The sequence below is a fragment of the Devosia sp. genome, from assembly GCF_014860165.1.
In the GTDB taxonomy this organism is placed as follows: domain Bacteria; phylum Pseudomonadota; class Alphaproteobacteria; order Rhizobiales; family Devosiaceae; genus Devosia.
The window spans coordinates 80,011-97,869 of the sequence record NZ_JACZKG010000003.1; the positions used below are offsets into that span (position 1 = coordinate 80,011).

The following is a 17,859-nucleotide window of genomic DNA, read 5'->3' on the forward strand; positions in this document are numbered from 1 at the left end:
TCATCCTTTGTTGCTCCGCCTTTGACACTACCGCCATCAGGGCAGATGCTGATTCTCGAAGTCCACTCGTACGGGCTCGGCCCGATCTGGTACCGTGATAGTCAGAGCGATTTCGAAGCGCTCCGGAGCCCTTAGGTCGATGAAGGCGCCATACGTGACAGTGTCCGCGATGAGCATCGGCTCGAGAGCCACATTGGTCTGCCCGACATGTCCGACTCCCGACACCGTCGCAGCAATCCTGGCATCCTCGATCCGGTTGGCGCCATTTTGTTCATCGAAGAGTGCAACTACGAGGTGATAGGCGTGCGGATCGTTGGGGGCGCCACCGTGCATTTCCGCCTCGGGGTGCCCGCTCGGGTGGCCCTTGACGATCTCGGCCGGCATCAGCCCGATATAGACGCTAATGCCGGCGACGGTCTTGAAACCGCTGGTGTCATTAGCGGTTGCTTCTACCGTCATGGCAAAGGCGAGTTGCACGGCCAGGATGAAAGCTGCGAGCAACCTCGTCATTTTGGGCGTGCAAGGGGTTTGCGCCCGCCGGACCCAGTTGCCGATACGCGCTGAAAGCTGTGTCATTCCCGGCTCCTTTTCATTGCTACAACGGGATTAGTAGTGGGCGCCGCGCTGGCTGGCGCCCAGCGTCAGGCCCACAGCCGCGGCGGCGCCAGTCAGGGCAACCGGCCTCACGGCTCGCCGTGACATTGCGCCGCGACCGTTGGCTAGTGTCTGTGGGTCGGCGCAGTGCTTTCGGTATGCTCCGTCTCGCTCGTTTCGCCGCTACCGCGATGTCGATGCATGAACACGTGCAGCAAAGGACAAGCTAAGACAAGCAGCCAAGGGAGCCAACTGAGCACGTTTGGGCGCTCGGACCAGAACAGCACTACTCCTCCCAGCACTAGGGCAAAGAGCGTCGCGATGCCGAGTGGCGTTCTGAAGAAAGTAGGCGGAGCTGGGGATCTGTCCCGTGGCATAGGGGCGTTCATATCTCTCCTCCAACGCGGCGGCCTTCGGCCGGTTCTTCGAAGGATAGCGTCTGGCGGCAGTCACGATCAGGACTGACGGGGCGATGCGCCTTGGTGGCGCTTGGCTCGCTGCAACAGCTTTGATTTGAGCCTCCGCCGACTATATGGGACGCAAGGTCGTTCTGATGACCGCATTCGATTGCGTCATCCTGAATCGTGGTGTGTCTTACGTCGTCGGTCACGCGACTTCTCCTGAGGCCTGCAGCGCTATTGTTAATTTTGCCATAGTCCATCAGGTGTGACTTTGATCTTCGTCAAGTTTTAGGGTGGTCACGGGCAACTGAATCGAGGTCACTTTGCTTTACGACTTGGGCTCCATGGTAATCGGAGGACCTTGACCACCAGACAGCCGCTTTATGCGCGCGATGCGCGCGGACGTCGCGTTCGACATGGAGCCTCCTAAGCGCGAGGTTGCTATTTCCGGGCCCGTGGTGTCCGCCTTCGGAAGCCGGGCTTTGCCTTGGGGTGCCCCTGGTGTCATAGGTCCTGCAATGCGCCGCAAAAGTGGGCTTTCGAAAAAAATTCCCTAGTTGGTGGCCCCTTGGGTCTCATTTTAGTGCCGCTATCGGCACCGAAAAGGGAAGTTGATCACGGACAAGCACGCTGCTTCGGACTTGGCCTCCGAGAATGCTGATCCAGCAGAACCGTCGCGGTGGGTCTAGTTGTGCCGCGTTTGGCCCAGCCCTGTCGGGGCAAGGCCCTAACCGGTTTTCACGACACCATGGGGTTGGAAGTTGCAGTGTCACCTGCCAGTTATTGTGGCCATCGACGAGCCCATAACCAACCCACTCCATGCGTGGATTGAGATCGATGACTGCTGCAGCGCTAGTCTTGGAGCTGGCGTGATGTAGGTGAAGTTGGCGGTCCAAGCGTAGTTCGGTCGGATGCGACAATCGCCCGTCCGCATGTTGGGCAAGACTGCCATGACGGTGGCGGCCATACAGCAGCCGCGGTGGCGCGGGCGAGCCTGCAGACCTTCCTGGCGCATCAGTCTCCTCGGTGCGATGCAGGCCGGCGTAGAGTTCTTCGGCCAGCCCGTGGTGCAAGGCCTGACTGGGCTCGGCGCAGACGGTTTCCTATCCGTCGATGGAACAGCTGCCGGATTCAAGCGTCTACACTTGGAGAAGGGAGAACAGACCAATGAATCACAATCAGAAATCCAGCGAGCACGGAGTTGGCGAGCCAGGCAGGACCGGGGGTAAGATGAGGATGTCATATTGGCGTTTCGCTGCCATGATCGCCACCTCGACTGCGGTCATGTACGGCCTCACGTACCTCAACACCTATGCGCTGGAGCATGTGTACTGGAGCGAAACACGGGCTTGGATGGCGTTGGTGATGGGCGCGACCATGGTTGTTATCATGCTTGGTTTCATGCTCAACATGTACAAGAAGATGGCATGGAATCTGATGATCTTCGGTGGGGCGATCTTGGTGTTCGCCTTGGCGTTGTGGGTGGTCCGTAGTCAGGTGACGGTAGACGATACCGATTATATGAAGGCCATGATCCCGCACCACTCGATTGCCATCCTGACCAGCAAGCGGGCTCAGATTTCCGATCCTCGGGTGCGCAAGCTCGCCGATGAAATCATCGAGGCTCAGGAGCGGGAGATCGCGGAAATGAAGTTCTTGATCAAAGATCTGGAGGAGAGCAACTGATGGACAAGTTCAGCGTTGCCAGGGCGATCACCGGTGGCCGGTGAGTTAGCGTTCGCTGACCCGATCCGCGCCACCGCTGCTGAACCGCTGGCGAGTATCAGTACCCAGGTATTTGCGTTGTGAGGACCGCGCGACAATACAGCTGCGACTGCTGTAGCCCACGAACCGGGTCAAGGCGATGTCCGTCAAGAGCCAAAGAGTGAACTCGCTTCCTGCCACGCGGCGTTAAGGCAGCGAAGATGGACAAGTTCACGATCGGCTAAGCTGTCCACTTCTTGCGAAGGGTTTGGTTGGCCGGCATGGCGGAGGCGCCTACGAGTAACAATCGGCAGGAAGTGCGCCATTTGGCGCGCTTCCAATCTGCTGTGCCACTTAAGTCTGCGGCAAGGGTTGCCTGCTAGAGGTTCGGCAGGAGGCAGACATGCTGAACAAAATAAAGACCGAACTTAGTGAGTTGCTGTTCCTGAGCAGGGATGCGCTACATATCCACATCGGCTTGGGCATATACGTTGCGGCCATGCTCGCCTTCCGGCGCGGTCCCGCCAGTATCGTGCCATGGTTGGTTGTTCTCGCCGCCCAGTTGGCGAACGAGCTGCTGGACGGCATTCACCACGGCACGCTGGATATCGACATCTCCGGCGCCCTCCGGGACATTGGTAACACGATGCTGTGGCCGACAGTGGTGCTCCTCGTTGCCCGTCGGCTTGGCAAGAAAACACCATCTCCCGAAGCTGAATTGCAGACATCCATTGCTCACGCATCCTAGCGGTCAGACGTGCACGACCTCCGACGTCACGCCGCACACGATCTGATAGAATTTGCCGAAGTTGTAGAGCCGTCATGCCCGGATTGTCCGCATCAAGAGCCGCCAACATAGTCCTCATGGAAGGCGTGGATGGTGTCGCGCAGTGCGCCGCGCGTTCGATGTTAAGGGATATAGACCCCTTGAACCTGATGGCCATGACACGCATGGGATGCGTGCCCTCGAGATGTGGTGGTCAACTCAAGATCGAGCTGACCCACCTTCACCTAAAGTGGCTTGCCTTAGCGCCAATGGACATTCCCGTAAGCGATGACTAAGGTCCTCAACATGTTCGCACGTCTAGTCACCATCTTTGCCGTGCTCGCGATCACTGTCTTGACGACGCTGACCGCCGCGCACGCGGCCGGTATGAGTATGAGTACAGCTTCGGATCGTTCGGCGCATGTCGGCGAGATGATGCAGGTTGCGGGCAATAGCGAACTTTCATGCGACGGCGAACAACCCTGTGGACCCGACGACGCCGAAATGTGTGAAGTCGTTTGCGCAATTCTGTCAGCCTTCCTGACCTCGCCATGCGGGGAAGCTGGGCACGAATATGAGCCCGAGAGCTATGACGTCCCTTCCGGGACGGTCCATGCCAGCCTGCCGCCCGCACTGAACGAACGCCCCCCCAAGCTCCGTCTCCTCTGATCGCGCCCGGGCTGCTGCAGCCCGCGGCGTTTCATCGACTTTCTTGAACGGGACGCGCTGTCCCGAGGAGACGACTATGACTATTTTTTCCCGTCGCGGCTTTTTGGCCGCGAGTGCTGCTGCCATTGCCGCTGCACAAATGCCCCGCTTTGCTTTCGCGCAGGCGGCCCCGATTGCCCTTTCGGCCACGACACGCACACTGGATATCAACGGTCGCGCTGCAACCGTCTTCGGCCTTTCTGGACCTGGGGGGCAGGGGCTAACCTTTGATCCCGGCCAACGGTTCCGCGTTGACCTGACCAATAATCTGGACGTACCGACCATCGTGCATTGGCACGGCCAGATCCCGCCAAATGCGCAGGACGGGGCGCCGAACACGGTGCCGCTGATGGCACCGGGCGAGACGCGCTCCTATGACTACGAGACCCGGCCCGGTACGTTCTGGATGCACGCCCATGTGCCGACCCATGAAATGCGTCTGCTTGCCGCGCCGCTGATCGTGCGTACTCCGGAAGATCTGACAGCCGATCGGCAGGAGGTGGTGCTGTTCCTGCACGACTTCTCTTTCAAGGCGCCTGAAGAGGTGCTCGAAGAGATCGCCACCGGTGGCGCGGGACATGGCGACGCGAGCCCTGCGCCGAATATGTCAAGCACAGCCATGGGCAACATGCCGGGGATGGATCATGGCGCGATGCCGACGGGGTCTGGCGAAGGCGCAATGGGCGGCATGCCGATGGGCAACATGCCGGACATGGGTGGAATGATGGGCATGGATGGCATGGCCATGGACCTAAACGACTATAACTGGGACGCCTATCTCGCCAATGACCGGACGCTCTCGGACCCCGATGTGGTACAGGTCGAACGCGGCGGGCGTATTCGCCTGCGGGTGATCAACGCTGCGGCGGCTACGGTGTTCTGGATCGACACCGGGGCGGCGCAGGCACGGCTGATCGCGGTGGACGGCGACTCGGTGCAGCCGATTTCCGGCACACGCTTCGGCCTGGCAATGGCACAGCGGATGGATTTCGAGATCGACCTTCCCAATGAGAGCGGCGCCTGGCCAATTCTGGCCCTGCGCGAAGGCGCGCGCGAGCGCACCGGTCTTATCCTCGCTACGCCGGGGGCCGAGGTACCGCGCATTGACGGTCTGGCAGAGAATGACGCACCCGCCTTCGACACCGATCTGTCGCAGGAGGCGCGTCTGGTGGCGTTGCACCCCCTGCTGGAGCGTCCCGTGGACCGCAGCCAGATGATCATGCTGGGCGGGTCGATGCAGCCCTATGCATGGACCATCAACGGAGCGGCCTGGGGCCGGCACCAGCCCATCCCCGCGCGCGCCGGCGAGCGGGTGTCGCTGATGTTTCACAACATGTCGATGATGGGCCATCCGATGCACCTGCACGGCCATGTGTTCCAAGTCGTCGGCCTGAACGGCCGTCGCGTCTCGGGGGCCTTGCGCGACACGGTCTATGTGCCCCCAATGGCGATGGTCGAGATTGCGGTCGATGCGGGCGAGGCCGCGCGCTGGATGCTGCATTGCCACCACATGCCTCACATGGCCTCGGGCATGATGACCGAGTTCTCGGTCGAGGCTTCGGCCTGATCGGAAGCGGGGCGCTCGTTTCGAGCGCCCCGTACCACACCACCGTGCGGGGTCAGACCTTGGTGCTGATTCATAGCCACGATCATCGGATCTGCGTCAGAGCAGTAATTCTATGCCTAGCGATACTCAATTCCTCACCGGTGAGTTGTGATGACTGCACGGCCTGAAATGGCTCTAGGCGAAGGATTCAATCCTCTGGCGGATAAGCCCGCGCATCAGCGCCATGGCTTCCGCGGCGGGCGAGCCGGCGGTGATCAGCGGCGGCGGCGTGACGTCCTCGACGGCGGTGGCGAGCCGTTCCATGAGATCGTCGATGGCGGCCCCGGCATCGACGGCGCGGAGGCCGGCGGTGGCGGCGAGGGACTTGAAGTCCGCACGGCGCAATCGATCATCCTTGCCGTTGAGCTTGAGGGCCATCCGGTCGCGGACGAGGCGGGGAAAGGCGCGCGTTGTCACTGCGTCATAGAGTGGGGCAAGGCGCACGCTCGTAAAGTGGTCGCCGCGGGTTTCCGCGATCTTGAGCAACGCCAGATTCTTGAGGTGCATGTCGCCGTCGGCGATCATCCAGGCGAACAGCGCGCGTTTGAGGATGAGGATCAGATCAGCGTCGGGGTCCGTCGAGAGCGGGCGCAGCGCGCGCGCGACGCGTTCGATTGTGCCGTCATATTTGGTGTCTGTGGCGACGCCCAGGACAGATGTGAAATCCTCTAGCGCGAGAAGCCGCGTGTCGTGTCCGCCGCTGCGAATGTCGAAGCGTTCGACGATCAGGGCCGGCGGCATGCGGTCCGGCATGGCGACAAGCGCCATAGTAGGCGTCTCGAAGCCGACGGCCGCCCCGAGCGTTAGCGCCTGCCATTCGATGACCGGCAAGTGGTCGAAGCCGCTGGTGCCGGCGGGCTTGAGGATATGGGTAAAGGGCTGGCCGGTGCTCGGGAGCAGCGCGCCGTCGGCTGCGAGAAACATCGGCGCCTTGATCTGTATCCCCGAGAGGCGCGGCGTATCGTTGCGTGCGAAGATCGCGGCGAGATTGCTCTCGAAGCTGCCCTCGAGTTCGCCGCGGCCAGGCCCTTCGTAGTGGCCGGTAAAGACGCCGTCGCTGACGTAGTCGGTCAGGCGCGTGTCGAGAATATCGGCCGGCATCGTGGCGAGTTCGGCTTGCGTCGGCGCGATCGTGATGTTCGACATGTAGCGGCGGCCTGAGCGCAGCTGCGCGCGCTCGTCGCGGTCGCCGAGGACCGACTCGAGCCAGCCTTCCGGTAACAGCGAGACGATGAAGGGCGGCAGCTGGCCAGGCGTTGTCTGGCGCACCAGCGGCGGACCTTGTTCATCGGGGGCTTTCCAGCGCCATTCGAAGCCGTCATGCGCCAGATTGCCGATCGGCTTTTTGTGCCAAGCAACGATCAGGTCGAGCACGGCTTCGTTCTTGCCGGGCGAGGCGGACGGGCGGCGCAGCAGGAACCGTTCGGCTTGCTCGCCTTCGCGATACCATTGGTTTTCGCGGGCGAGAGCCCAAACCGCGTCGGCGGCAGCTTGGGCGCCGCCATACTCTTCCTTGAGGCGCTCGGCGATCGTCTCGCGCATCCCTTCGTCAAGGGAGGCGGCGTGTTCGCTGCGGATGCGGAACGCCTCAAGGAAGCGCTGGCGCGGGGCGGAGACGCTGACCGTGAACTCGCCCATGCCGTCATCAACGACGGCATGGCCGACGGAAGGGTGATCGGGAGCGGCGTTCTGGATGATTTCGAGGGCGCGCAGCCTGGTGCGCTGGATGCGGCGGCCGCTGATAAAGAGCCGCCCGTCACGCGTGGGCCCAAGCAGCATGGCGCTGGCCGCTGATAGATAGGCATGGGGATATAGATAGCGCGCGATCCGGACCCCGTGCTTCATCACCATCGCGTCAACGTCGTCATCCGCTTGGACATAGACGCCCCGCATCAGTTGGACGAGTTTGCCCGTTTCGGCTTGGTAATGGCTGCGGGTTTTGTCGATATTCTCTCCGACGAGGAACAGCATCAGGACTAACTTTCTCGTATCTCACATACGGGAAAGTTAGACCGAGGGCCGGGGGAGGTCAACGTTGTGTTTAACTTTCGCGTGTTTGACATACGGAATAGTTTAAAGACGGCGCTTCGTGCCATGGCGCTGAAATCTATTAGATTGGCATAAAATGCGGCATGGAACCTCCTACTTTGGGAAGGTGGTTCCAGCCAGGCTGCCCGCCAGGCGTTGGAACGCAATGCGCAGCACCGACACGCGATCAATCCGAGCGTTCCGCCAAATCGACCGGGTAGCGGAACACAGGCATAGCCGACTTATTCTTGCTGATGCCAGGCACGGACGATCATCCGGCGCAGCAGGAAAGCTTGGCGACATCCTTCTCAAACCCCTGGGCGGCGAGTTTTAGCCCCTCCACCGTGGTGAGATAGGGAAAGATCGTCTCGCCCAACTCTGCAGTCGTCATTCCAAATTTTATCGCCAGCGCCATGGTCTGGATACTATCGGCGCCTTCGGGTGCGAGGATCTGCGCGCCGAGCAAACGGCCTGTCCCCGCTTCCGCGATCAGCTTGATCAGTCCCCGCGTGTCGCGGGCGGCGAGCGCGCGCGAAACCTGCTCGAGCGATACAACCGATGTCTTGACATCGAATCCCTGCTGTATGGCCTGGCGCTCGGAAAGGCCGACACCCGCAACCTGCGGATCGGTGAACACCACCCAGGGCATGGTCGTGTTGTCGTAAACAAGGCTGTCGCCATTGAGCGCGTTGCGCGCGGCGAGCTTGGCGCCATAGGCAGCCATATAGACGAACTGGTCACGGCCGGTGACGTCGCCCGCAGCGTAGATGCCGGGGCGCGAGGTGCGCATGCGATCGTCGACGTAGATGCCGCCGGTCGGCATCTGTTTGATTCCGGCCTCATCAAGGCCAAGGCCCGCCGAATTGGGCGACCGCCCGGTGGTCACCAGAACCTTTTCTGCGACGAGCGTTTCGGCACGACCGTCCACGTCGAAAGTCAGCGTGATTTCGCCCTCCCGGCTCTCGATCCTGGAATAGGTCAGTCCGCTGCGGACCGCGATGCCTTCATCAGCCAGATATCGGTCAAGCGCCTGCGCTATTTCCGGCTCCGCCTCAGGCAGCAGGCGCTCGCGCGTGACGAGCGTCACCCTGGTGCCAAGGCGGGCGAACATCTGCGCCAGTTCGCAGCCGATATAGCCGCCGCCGATGACCAGGAGCGAGCGCGGCTGTTCCTCAAGTTCCAGCGCGGTGGTGCTGGTGAGATAAGGAACGCTCTCGATGCCGGGGATATCGGGAATGGCCGGCGACGCGCCCGTGGCAATGATGATCTTGCCGGCCGCGATCGGCCTGCCGTCCACCAGCACGCCGGCACCGTTGAGTTGTGCGTGTCCCTGCAGATATGCGACGCCTTCGTATTCGGGCAGCAGGTCGATATACTTCTTCCGCCGCAACGTCCTGACAAGATCGTCCTTGGCCGCGACGAGCGCGCGCCAATCTGAAACGAGAGCCTCCCCGGCGAGCCCGGGAAACCGGCCTACCCTGTATGCTCCATGTACAGCCTCCGCTGCACGGATCATGGTCTTGGACGGCACGCAGCCGATATTGACACAGGTACCGCCGATTGTACCACGGCCGATGAGAGCAACGCTCGCGCCTTGCTCTGCCGCCGTGATTGCGGCCGAAAAGCCGGCCGAGCCGGCCCCGATGACGGCCAAATCATAGGCGTCCTTGTTGACGCAACAGGCCTCCATCGCCTTAGCCCCTGACTATCGCCGGATACCCGGCATTTGCCGAGGCAGCGGCAATGGCCTCGATTGTCGTCACGGATGGATCGAACACCACCGTCGCCGTCCTGCCATCGAAATCGACCGTTACAGACCTGACGCCTTCAACGCCTTCCATCGCCTTTCGTACCGTGACGGGGCAGAGCGCACAGGTCATGCCCGGCACGTCGAAGGTGGCGGTCTGTTCGGTCTCGGCTGCATAAGCGGCCGAAACAAGAGCGGCCGACGAAACGAGGGCGATAAGCGGCAGGCCGGACAGGCCTATGGCCAGCAATCCCGCCGCAACAACGAGTTTCGATTTCATGGGACCGTTTCTCCTCAATAGAACAGTGGTGCCCACCAGTTGATGGTCAGTGCGAGAGCGACCAGCGCGGTCGAGAGCCATAGGACAGTTTTGGTGATGAGGGCGGATTCAGGCTTGGCACAGTAGGAGCCGACCTCGCAGGCGGGCCAAGCCGTGAAATAGACCTTCCGGAAGCCGAGTCCGATGAAGACGAGTGCAATACCGGCAAAGATCGGCTTGTAAGGTTCGAGCGCGGTCAGATTGCCGATCCAGGCACCCGATATGCCGAGCGTCAACAGCACGAGCGGCGCGATGCAGCACGTCGAGGCGAGGATCGCGCCAACCATGCCGCCGGTGGCGAACCAACTCTTGCGCCGGTCGACGACATCCAGCGGCGCATCCGGCATTGCTGTTTCGGTTTCCGTGCTGCTCATGCGGTCCGCCCTCGAAATCCAGTCCAAAGAAGGCTACAGTCTGTAGCAACTACAGGCTCAAGAGGAATTCCGAGAGATGCTTGATCACGTTTCCGGGAGGGGTTTGCAGCGTGCCGAACTCGCCCGGCGCACCGGCTGCAACCTCGAGACCATCCGCTACTATGAAAAGATCGGCATGATACCCGATCCCCCGCGCACCACATCGGGCTACCGCATCTATGATGACACCCACGTCTCGCGGCTGCGCTTCATCCTGCGGGCCCGTGAACTCGGCTTTTCCATCGATGATATTCGCGGCTTGCTGGTTCTGGTCGATGGTGGCACGCAGACCTGCGCCGAGGTGAAAGAGCGCACTGAACGGCACCTGGCCGATGTGCGCGCCAAGATCGCCGACCTCCGGCGCATCGAGAAAGTCTTGGCGGTGACCGCCGCGCAATGCTCCGGAGACGACGCACCCGGATGCCCGGTACTGGAGACGTTGGCGTCGCAAGGGGACCTTCCCGGTTGATGCCGGAGAGAGCTCAGTTTCCTCTGCGACCTTCCGTCTTTACGATCTCGCGATAGGCCCCGATCAAGGCACTACTAGATTGCGGGCCCTCGATCCCGTCGCGATCGAGTTTCTCCAGCGCGGCGAGCATGAATTCGGCAATGTCGGGCCGGTCTTGCCGGCAGGCACACCTGAGCACGCGCAGGATATCACGCTCCAACTTGTCGGTGTTCGAGGCCATCGCGGTCACCTCCTTACTTTGGTCGAGCGTGCGCCTTCCAGCGCTGGGAAGGTCAAATCACGATCTCTTCAACCGCCCCGGAGCGAACTCAGCCGATTGCGGACAACACCGGAAACGTCTCCAGGAGCCAGAAGGCGAAGGCCGAGAGATAGCCAGTCATCATGGCGACGCCCATAACGATCATGATAGCCCCAGCGAAAGTTCGCAGAATACGTCCGAGGCGTCCGAATGCCTTCAGTCTGGCAGACAGGGTGTCGGTGAAGACGGCGGCGAGCAGGAATGGCACGCCCAGGCCCAGCGAATAGATCGTCAGCAGCGCAATACCATCTGCAACCGTTGCCGACCCGGCGCCGACCGTCAGGATGGCGCCGAGGATCGGGCCGATGCATGGGGTCCAGCCGAAGGCGAAGGCCAGGCCGAGAACATAGGCCGATACGGCCTTGCCGCCGGGCATGTCCAGATGAAACCGCGCCTCGCGCATCATCCAGGTGGGCCGGATCGTTCCGAGCATGAATAGCCCAAATAGCGTGACGATCCCGCCCCCGACGATGTTCATTTCGAACCGGTAACGGAGCAGCATCTGTCCGAGTGCGGTGGCGCTGGCGCCAAGGATGACGAAGACGGTCGTGAAACCGAGCACGAAGCAGAGACTGAGGCCGAGCGTTGCGCTTCGGGCGACAGCGACCTCACCTGACTGTGAGGCAAAGGTCGACCGGCCGGCGATGTAGGACACATATCCCGGCACCAGCGGTAGCACGCAGGGCGACAGGAACGAGATAATGCCGGCAACGAAGGCGCTGAGGATGCCGATATTGGAGAGTTCAGGCATTCGGAGGGACTTTCAGTTGCATTTCCGGCTTCATCGATTGTCGCCTTCGCGGGCACGCTCAATCAGTCCCTGCAGGGTTTGCAGGTCAGTGGCGCCACGCAGGATTTCGTCACCGATGGCAAAGCCCGGCGTGCCGTTAATCCGCAGCGCCTGGGCGAGTGCGAAATTGCGCTCGATCTCGGCGTCGATCGCGGGATCAGCCATGTCGGTCCTGAGCTGCTCGAGATCGAGACCGATCTCTTCCGCAATGGCCAACACCCGGGCTTCGTCGGCAGAGCCCGAGACCTGCATAAGCGCTTTGTGGAATCGCGGATAGTCATTCTGACGGCGCGCAGCGAGTGCGGCTCTTGCCGCGAACACGGAGTTTGGCCCGAGGATGGGGAACTCCTTGTAGACGATGCGCAGTTGCGGATCGCCCGCTTCCGCCTCCACCATCGCTGGCGCGACCTCGCGGCAATAGGGACAGTTGTAGTCGAAGAACTCGACCAGGGTCACATCGCCTTGCGGATTGCCGCCAACCGGGCTTTCCGGGCTGTTGAGCAATTCGTCGCGATGAGTGGCAAGGGCCGCTTGCGCTTCGGTCTGTTCGGCACCCCGCTGGCGCTGCTCAAGGTTTCGCATGGCCTCGACGATGACCTCCGGGTTGGCAACAAGATATTCGCGGACGCGCCGCTCAAACGCGTCCTGCGGCAGAGTCTCCAGCGGGGCCTCGAGCTGCTGGCCTGCCCGGAACCCAGGATCAAGCAGATACCAGGAGCCTGCCGCAATGATGAGCAACAGGGGTAGAAGGAGGAATCCGAGCCGGCGTCCGGCAAATCTCAAATGGTGTGTCAACGTGCTTCTCCCGCCATTCAGAACCAGCCCATGAACCGTTCCCACCAGCCGTTCTCGACTGCTGGCTTTGGTGCCTGGGCGTTGTTGACGAGCCCGTTGACATAGAGGACCATGTTGACCGGCTCGAAGCGCAGCCCATGGAACTTGGCTGCGAGCCGGCCGTCGCGGTCGATGACATGGGTCACCACGCCGTGCATCTGCTGGCCGTCCTCGGTCTCGGTGAACTCTAACCCATAGGTGCGCGCCAGAACGCGGGTCGCATCCTCGGGCTCGTCCAGCTTCCTGGTGAGGAAGATCCAGTTGACCGGATCGAGGCGGTGCGCCTCGCCGTAGCCTTCCATGACTGCTGACGTGTCACGTTCGGGGTCGGTCGTTACGGTGACGAACTGGATTTGCGTCTTCATCGGCGATTGGTTGAGCAGCCGCTGGATCTCGGCGAGCCTTTCCGAATGCAGCGGGCAGACGTCGAGGCAGCCCGCATAGATGAAATTGAGGATGACGATCTTGCCCGCGAAATCGGCAAGGCTCACCGCCTCTCCCTTGGCATCCACCAGGTCAAAGCCGGGCGCTGGCTGATCGATGGCCTGAAAGAACTTCTCCTTGTCGCCCATCACCGCGTCAAGGTTGGCGCCGGGGTGATGAGCAATGGCGGGCGCAGACAGCGCCAGCAGGGTCACGCAGACAACTGCAACAAATCTCGAGATACGCATGATCGCTTTCCTTGGGACAGGGACGCCGGCGTCAACCGTTTCCCCGCTTCACGCGTCGGTCCGGGGCTTGACGGGTGCCGTTTCGTCGCCAGCGGCAGCGACGTTTTCGGCCTGGTTTGACTTGCTAGAACCGCCGGTCATCCGGTGAATGCAGAGTCCGAGCGCGCACATGACCGCGCAAGGAGCGAGCGCCAGGATCAGCGGGGCCGCCCCCACGGCGGCCAGCCAGCTCCAATTGAACGCGAGACCGCCAGCGACCGCGACCGCGGCAAGTATGAGGAGGCCGCGGCGACCGCGGAGGTAGTAACGTATCGCGTGGAGGAGGTCGCGGCCAAGCGAACCGGTTTCTGCATTGGGCTGTCGTGTCGTGGTCATGAGGATTTCCCTTTCAGTGCGAGGTCAGATGGGTTTTGAGAAACGCGATCATCTCGGGCGTGTCCCACTCAGCCGGCCCGACGAGCCGCCCAAGTTCCCGGCCGTCGGCGTCGATGAGGAGCGTCGTCGGCAGACCGACGGCCGCAAGGTCGAACGAGGCCCGCATCGAGGCGTCGACATAGAGACCGAGATGTTGGATGCCGATCTCGGTATAGAACTTGCGGACCACTTCGGGTCCCGCCCTGTCGACCGAAAGCGGCACGACCTCGAAACCAGGGCCGCCGAGTGCCGCCTCGAGTGCGTCGAGCGTCGGCATTTCCTCGCGGCAGGGCACGCACCAGGTCGCCCAGACGTTGAGCAGAACCGTCCTGCCTTTGAATGAGGCGAGCGTGAGGGGCCTGCCGCTCCCGTCCTCGAAGGTGATCTCGGGGTGTGGCTGCGGGGTTTCATGAATGACGAAGGTCTGGGACGGGGCGGTCGCAGCAGCCTGGTCGTTGCGGCTTGTGGGCGCGCCCGATGGCCTATCGCCGCCGCTGTAAATCGCGCTGGCAATCGCAACCGCGACCAGCGCGAGTACCCCTGCCGCTAGAGAGACAGATATCGCGCGCTGCCGGTGTAAGAGGCCCGTCATTGGCCGCCCTCCGGCATGTACGGGTCTTCCGCCTGTTGGCGAAGCGATTCGACGAGCGGCAGGATGGTCCTGGTGAGCACCTCTTCGCTCACGGGCCCGATGTGCTTGTAGGCGATGCGACCGTCTGCACCGATGACGAAGGTCTCGGGCACGCCATAGACACCCCAATCGATCGCTACGCGTCCGCTAACGTCGGCCCCGGTGCGTCTATAAGGATCGCCGAGACTGTCCAGCCACTTCGCCGCGTCGTCCGGCTGATCCTTGTAGTTGAGGCCGTGCAGCGGCACGGTGCCTTGCGCCGTCAGCTTCATGAACAGGGGATGTTCCTCTCGGCAGGCGACGCACCAGGATGCAAAGACATTGACTAGCGAGACTTCGCCCTTGAGATCTGTGCCCGACAACCCGAGCGTTCGCCCCTGCACAGGCGGCAGATCGAAATCGGGCACCGCCTTGCCCAGCAGCGTGGACGGGAGGTTGCTTGGATCGCGGTTCAGACCCCAGGCGAGCACGATGACAAGAGTGGCCGCGACGGCAAGTGGCAGGAAGGCCAGGATGCTGCGCCGCGTTGTGGCAGCGGGTTGTTTTCCGACTGTGCTCATGAACCGCCCTCGTCATTGGCCGTCACCTGCGCCTGGAAACCCCGTTGGCGCTCGGGCCATGTGCTCTTGACAAAGGCGAGTACGGCGGCGATCTCGTCGTCACTCAAGATCTCGGCGAAGGCGGGCATGTCGCTCTCATAGCCCGGGACGACTCCGCCGACGCCTAGCTTGGTGATGGCGAACAGGTCCTGGTCCGAGTGGTGCCAGGTGTGACCGCTCTCATCGTGCGGTGGCGCGGGCATGCGGCCGTTGTCGAGGCGGCGCATCCAGTCCGGCTGGCCCTCGAGGTTTGCGCCGTGGCAGGAGGCGCAGTTTTGCGCATAGACCTCACGGCCGCGGGCGATCTGCTCGCCCGTCACGGGCCGGCCAAGGACGGTCAGGCCATCTGGCGGTGCCTGCATTCCCGCGCCCCATGCCACTGCCACGGCCATCGCAATGGCGGCCAAACCGGCGGTCGCCATGAGCAGTCGCTTCGCCTCCACTCCGCTTATGAGCTCACTCATCGGAATAAACGGTAACGCCGTTCTCGCCGAACGAGTAGGTCTTCAGCGTGCCAGTTTTCGCCGGCGCCATGCCGGGAGCATTCCCCGGCATCCCGGGCAGGGTGATCCCAGTGATGTCCGGACGCTCGCTGACCAGTCGCTCGATGATCTCGACCGGTACGAGCCCGCTCACGACATAGCCGTCGATCTCTGCCAGGTGGCATCCAATCCCCTGCTGCGGAACCCCGGCCTCGATCGAGCGCTTGTCGAAGTCGCGGTCATCAATGCGCGTCACGGAAAAGCCGTTGGCCTCCAGATATTCGGCATAGACATCGCAGCATCCGCAGTTCGGATCGCGCCAGATCGTGATCGCTTTGGCATCGGCAATGCTCTCGCCTGCTTCTTGCGGGTCCTGGGCTGTGGTCAACGCGGTGAAACCCACGCCAGCGGCGGCGGCCAGTACCGCAACGGTTGCGACGATAATGATCTTTTTCATGATGTTCTCCGTTACAGGTTTGCGGCTACGGTCCAGCTCTTACCGCCATCGCGACTTTGGATGAGGCCGTCCCTCGTTAAAGCGGCGACAGAATCGGCATTGCCGGGATGGACAGCGATCGCTTCGGCGCGAAAAGTTGAGCGTTGCGCCCAGACGACTCCGGCGTCCTCGGACACCCAGACACCCGAAGGCAGGGCGGCATAGAGCCTGCTCGCAAGCGATGCAGCACTGACCAGTGCAATGACCGGTTCCCCGCCCGGCAGCGGGGCGTGGGGCGCTGGCGCTGCCCCGGATACCAATGCGTCCATGGCGTCGCCGGGCTGTACGTCCTGCCAGCGGCAGAAGCAGTCGGGCACCCGTGTCAGGCCTAATTCGGTTCCGGCATAAACCCAGATGCCACCCATGCCTGTGGCCAGCTCGACCGAGGCCAATGCCGTCAGATCGCGTTCCGCTTCCGCCAGCCATGGCCTGTCCATGGCGAAAGCCCAGGATCGGCCGGCATCCTCGCTCTTCCACAGACCGTCGTCGCGAAGCGCCGCATAGAGGGTGTCCGGCTTGGCTGCCGCCATGGTGATCGCCGTTACCGGCGCGTCCGGCAGGCCCTGACGTCTCCCCTCCCAGCTGCGCCCGCCGTCTTCGGACAGAGCGACGCCGTCGGCCAACCCCGCAACAATTCGGCCGGGACGATCGGGATGCGCGGCAAGTGCCAGAATGTTGCCTCCCGCCGGGGCGGGCAGCGGTGACCACGCTTCATCGCCGTCGCGGCGGGACAGCCCATCGTGAGCAACAATCAGCGCGTCGCCGTCGAAGGCTATTGCGGAACCCGCAGTGCTGCTCCTCGCGTCCGGCTGGACGCCGTGATCGACATCCGCCTCTGCGCCGAGAGGGCGCGAGAAGGGAACTGTCGCAACGACCAGGAAAGCGCTGGCAGATGTGAGAAAGGTCCGACGCGTCGGCGTCGATAAATACGATATCATGATATCCAACCATCCTGAGGGCGCTCGCGTCACCTCGGGCGCAGCGCGCTACAAAGCAGAGTCACGGGCGGTCAGACGAACCGCGCGTGACCGTCAGACACCGCGAGCCGGAACAAAGTCCGGACGGCGTCAGCTCAGGATGATGGATCGCGGAGGGTAGGGATCAGGCGGCCCGGTGCGCCCAGCGACGCTGCGGACCTCGAAGCACGCCGTGCAGGACGTTGCCGGCAGCAAACCCGTGCGTATCGATGGAAGCACCGCCATGACCGGCGTCACGCAGATGCTGTCGCAGGAAAGAGCTTGGCCGTCGGCATCCGGGCATCCTTGGCAATCGCTCATGCCCATGTCGGCGCTCGAAAGCGACATTGCGACATCCATGGCCGTAACGCTCGTGCCATGCGCAACCGTGCCTACCGCAAATGCGGCGACCAGCGCGATCAGCAATGCACGCACAAGAGTTGCCATGGGCCAAAACTAGACACTTATATCGCCGGTGTCCACGCGCCGTTTGCCGCATGTTCCCGTGGTCGACGCGGCGGTTGCTGGGGTCGCCACTCTGGCGGAAGTCGGAATGCTGGTCTTCGTCGTCGATGTGGTCATTGGAACTATTCCCCAGAATGCTTGCCATGCGACCAGCTTGAGCGGACGCGAAGCCCTTCAGTTTGGGCGTGGGGCATCGCCTAGGCAAACCGTAGTCAGCCTTTGACCGGAGGGGAATGTCGGACGCTTGACGATCGGAGGGATGAGATTGGGGACGCCATCCTGGACATCGCAAGGTGGAGTTCGGCCTGATGCGGGACTGGCTCGCCCGGCTGGAGGGGCCGCTGGCGCAACCCGGATGCCGTTCGTGGAAATGGGTATCGCCAATGCGCCGATGTTGGCCAGCTTCGGCCGCCTCATGGGTCGCTAAAGGTCGAACTTCTCAAAGACGGCGGACGCCTCGCCAAACGC

The 17,859-nt window shown here is 62.4% G+C and carries 22 protein-coding genes; 5 read left to right on the forward strand and 17 right to left on the reverse strand.

Annotated elements, in window-relative coordinates; genetic code table 11:
- Positions 1-36 precede the first annotated feature (36 nt).
- Together IH615_RS00715 and IH615_RS22200 are read right to left on the reverse strand one after the other, a co-directional pair.
- The gene (locus IH615_RS00715; protein WP_291359016.1) at positions 37-576 is read right to left on the reverse strand and encodes a hypothetical protein; all 540 of its coding nucleotides are present in this window, start codon (positions 574-576) and stop codon (positions 37-39) included.
- A 143-nt stretch (positions 577-719) separates the two neighbouring features.
- Entirely contained in the window at positions 720-983 is a 264-nt protein-coding gene (locus tag IH615_RS22200; RefSeq protein WP_366484656.1) for a DUF2933 domain-containing protein, read from the reverse strand.
- A gap of 1,179 nt (positions 984-2,162) precedes the next feature.
- Between IH615_RS22200 and IH615_RS00720 the strand changes: the two genes are divergently transcribed.
- The 4 genes from IH615_RS00720 (at position 2,163) to IH615_RS00735 (ending at position 5,740) form a co-directional block, all read left to right on the forward strand.
- Entirely contained in the window at positions 2,163-2,681 is a 519-nt protein-coding gene (locus IH615_RS00720; protein WP_366484657.1) for a DUF305 domain-containing protein, read from the forward strand.
- Positions 2,682-3,102: 421 nt separating this feature from the next.
- Positions 3,103-3,447: a hypothetical protein gene (locus tag IH615_RS00725; RefSeq protein ID WP_291359018.1), complete on the forward strand. Its 345-nt coding sequence runs from the start codon at positions 3,103-3,105 to the stop codon at positions 3,445-3,447.
- 306 nt (positions 3,448-3,753) lie between these two features.
- The gene (locus tag IH615_RS00730) at positions 3,754-4,134 is read left to right on the forward strand and encodes a hypothetical protein (RefSeq protein WP_291359019.1); all 381 of its coding nucleotides are present in this window, start codon (positions 3,754-3,756) and stop codon (positions 4,132-4,134) included.
- Positions 4,135-4,210: 76 nt separating this feature from the next.
- Complete coding sequence (locus IH615_RS00735) at positions 4,211-5,740, forward strand: multicopper oxidase domain-containing protein (protein ID WP_291359021.1); 1,530 nt, start codon at positions 4,211-4,213, stop codon at positions 5,738-5,740.
- Between the two features lie 174 nt (positions 5,741-5,914).
- Here IH615_RS00735 and IH615_RS00740 read toward each other — a convergent pair whose 3' ends face one another.
- From IH615_RS00740 to IH615_RS00755, 4 genes are all read right to left on the reverse strand, one after another.
- Positions 5,915-7,750, reverse strand: a complete 1,836-nt coding sequence (locus tag IH615_RS00740) for a type II toxin-antitoxin system HipA family toxin (protein WP_291359022.1) — start codon at positions 7,748-7,750, stop codon at positions 5,915-5,917.
- 328 nt (positions 7,751-8,078) lie between these two features.
- Positions 8,079-9,497: a mercury(II) reductase gene (gene merA / locus IH615_RS00745; protein WP_366484659.1), complete on the reverse strand. Its 1,419-nt coding sequence runs from the start codon at positions 9,495-9,497 to the stop codon at positions 8,079-8,081.
- A gap of 4 nt (positions 9,498-9,501) precedes the next feature.
- Positions 9,502-9,834, reverse strand: coding sequence for a cation transporter (locus tag IH615_RS00750; protein WP_291359023.1), 333 nt, complete (start codon positions 9,832-9,834; stop codon positions 9,502-9,504).
- A 14-nt stretch (positions 9,835-9,848) separates the two neighbouring features.
- Positions 9,849-10,220 carry a mercuric transporter MerT family protein gene (locus IH615_RS00755; protein WP_291359076.1) on the reverse strand — a complete coding sequence of 124 codons (372 nt, stop codon included), beginning with the start codon at positions 10,218-10,220 and terminating at the stop codon, positions 9,849-9,851.
- Between the two features lie 103 nt (positions 10,221-10,323).
- Here IH615_RS00755 and IH615_RS00760 point away from each other — a divergent pair, with 103 nt between their 5' ends.
- Positions 10,324-10,755, forward strand: a complete 432-nt coding sequence (locus IH615_RS00760; RefSeq protein ID WP_291359025.1) for a helix-turn-helix domain-containing protein — start codon at positions 10,324-10,326, stop codon at positions 10,753-10,755.
- A gap of 13 nt (positions 10,756-10,768) precedes the next feature.
- Here the strand turns inward: IH615_RS00760 and IH615_RS00765 are convergent, their stop codons facing one another.
- The 11 genes from IH615_RS00765 to IH615_RS00815 form a co-directional block, all read right to left on the reverse strand.
- Positions 10,769-10,975 carry a hypothetical protein gene (locus tag IH615_RS00765; RefSeq protein WP_291359027.1) on the reverse strand — a complete coding sequence of 69 codons (207 nt, stop codon included), beginning with the start codon at positions 10,973-10,975 and terminating at the stop codon, positions 10,769-10,771.
- Positions 10,976-11,063: 88 nt separating this feature from the next.
- Positions 11,064-11,804, reverse strand: a complete 741-nt coding sequence (locus tag IH615_RS00770; protein WP_291359029.1) for a cytochrome c biogenesis protein CcdA — start codon at positions 11,802-11,804, stop codon at positions 11,064-11,066.
- Between the two features lie 30 nt (positions 11,805-11,834).
- Positions 11,835-12,638, reverse strand: a complete 804-nt coding sequence (locus IH615_RS00775; RefSeq protein ID WP_291359031.1) for a DsbA family protein — start codon at positions 12,636-12,638, stop codon at positions 11,835-11,837.
- Between the two features lie 17 nt (positions 12,639-12,655).
- The gene (locus IH615_RS00780) at positions 12,656-13,348 is read right to left on the reverse strand and encodes an SCO family protein (protein ID WP_291359032.1); all 693 of its coding nucleotides are present in this window, start codon (positions 13,346-13,348) and stop codon (positions 12,656-12,658) included.
- Positions 13,349-13,396: 48 nt separating this feature from the next.
- A complete protein-coding gene (locus tag IH615_RS00785; RefSeq protein WP_291359033.1) occupies positions 13,397-13,723 on the reverse strand; it encodes a hypothetical protein in 327 nt (108 codons plus the stop codon).
- Positions 13,724-13,736: 13 nt separating this feature from the next.
- Positions 13,737-14,354, reverse strand: a complete 618-nt coding sequence (locus IH615_RS00790) for a TlpA disulfide reductase family protein (RefSeq protein ID WP_291359034.1) — start codon at positions 14,352-14,354, stop codon at positions 13,737-13,739.
- On the reverse strand, positions 14,351-14,953 hold the full coding sequence (locus IH615_RS00795; RefSeq protein ID WP_291359036.1) for a DsbE family thiol:disulfide interchange protein: 603 nt from the start codon (positions 14,951-14,953) through the stop codon (positions 14,351-14,353). Before IH615_RS00795 ends, IH615_RS00790 begins: the two co-directional genes overlap by 4 nt.
- On the reverse strand, positions 14,950-15,414 hold the full coding sequence (locus IH615_RS00800) for a cytochrome c (RefSeq protein WP_291359037.1): 465 nt from the start codon (positions 15,412-15,414) through the stop codon (positions 14,950-14,952). Before IH615_RS00800 ends, IH615_RS00795 begins: the two co-directional genes overlap by 4 nt.
- Before the next feature lie 34 nt (positions 15,415-15,448).
- Positions 15,449-15,931 carry a DUF411 domain-containing protein gene (locus tag IH615_RS00805; protein WP_291359038.1) on the reverse strand — a complete coding sequence of 161 codons (483 nt, stop codon included), beginning with the start codon at positions 15,929-15,931 and terminating at the stop codon, positions 15,449-15,451.
- Between the two features lie 11 nt (positions 15,932-15,942).
- Positions 15,943-16,908, reverse strand: a complete 966-nt coding sequence (locus IH615_RS00810) for a hypothetical protein (RefSeq protein WP_291359040.1) — start codon at positions 16,906-16,908, stop codon at positions 15,943-15,945.
- Positions 16,909-17,037: 129 nt separating this feature from the next.
- Entirely contained in the window at positions 17,038-17,352 is a 315-nt protein-coding gene (locus IH615_RS00815; protein ID WP_291359043.1) for a hypothetical protein, read from the reverse strand.
- Between the last annotated feature and the right edge of the window lie 507 nt (positions 17,353-17,859).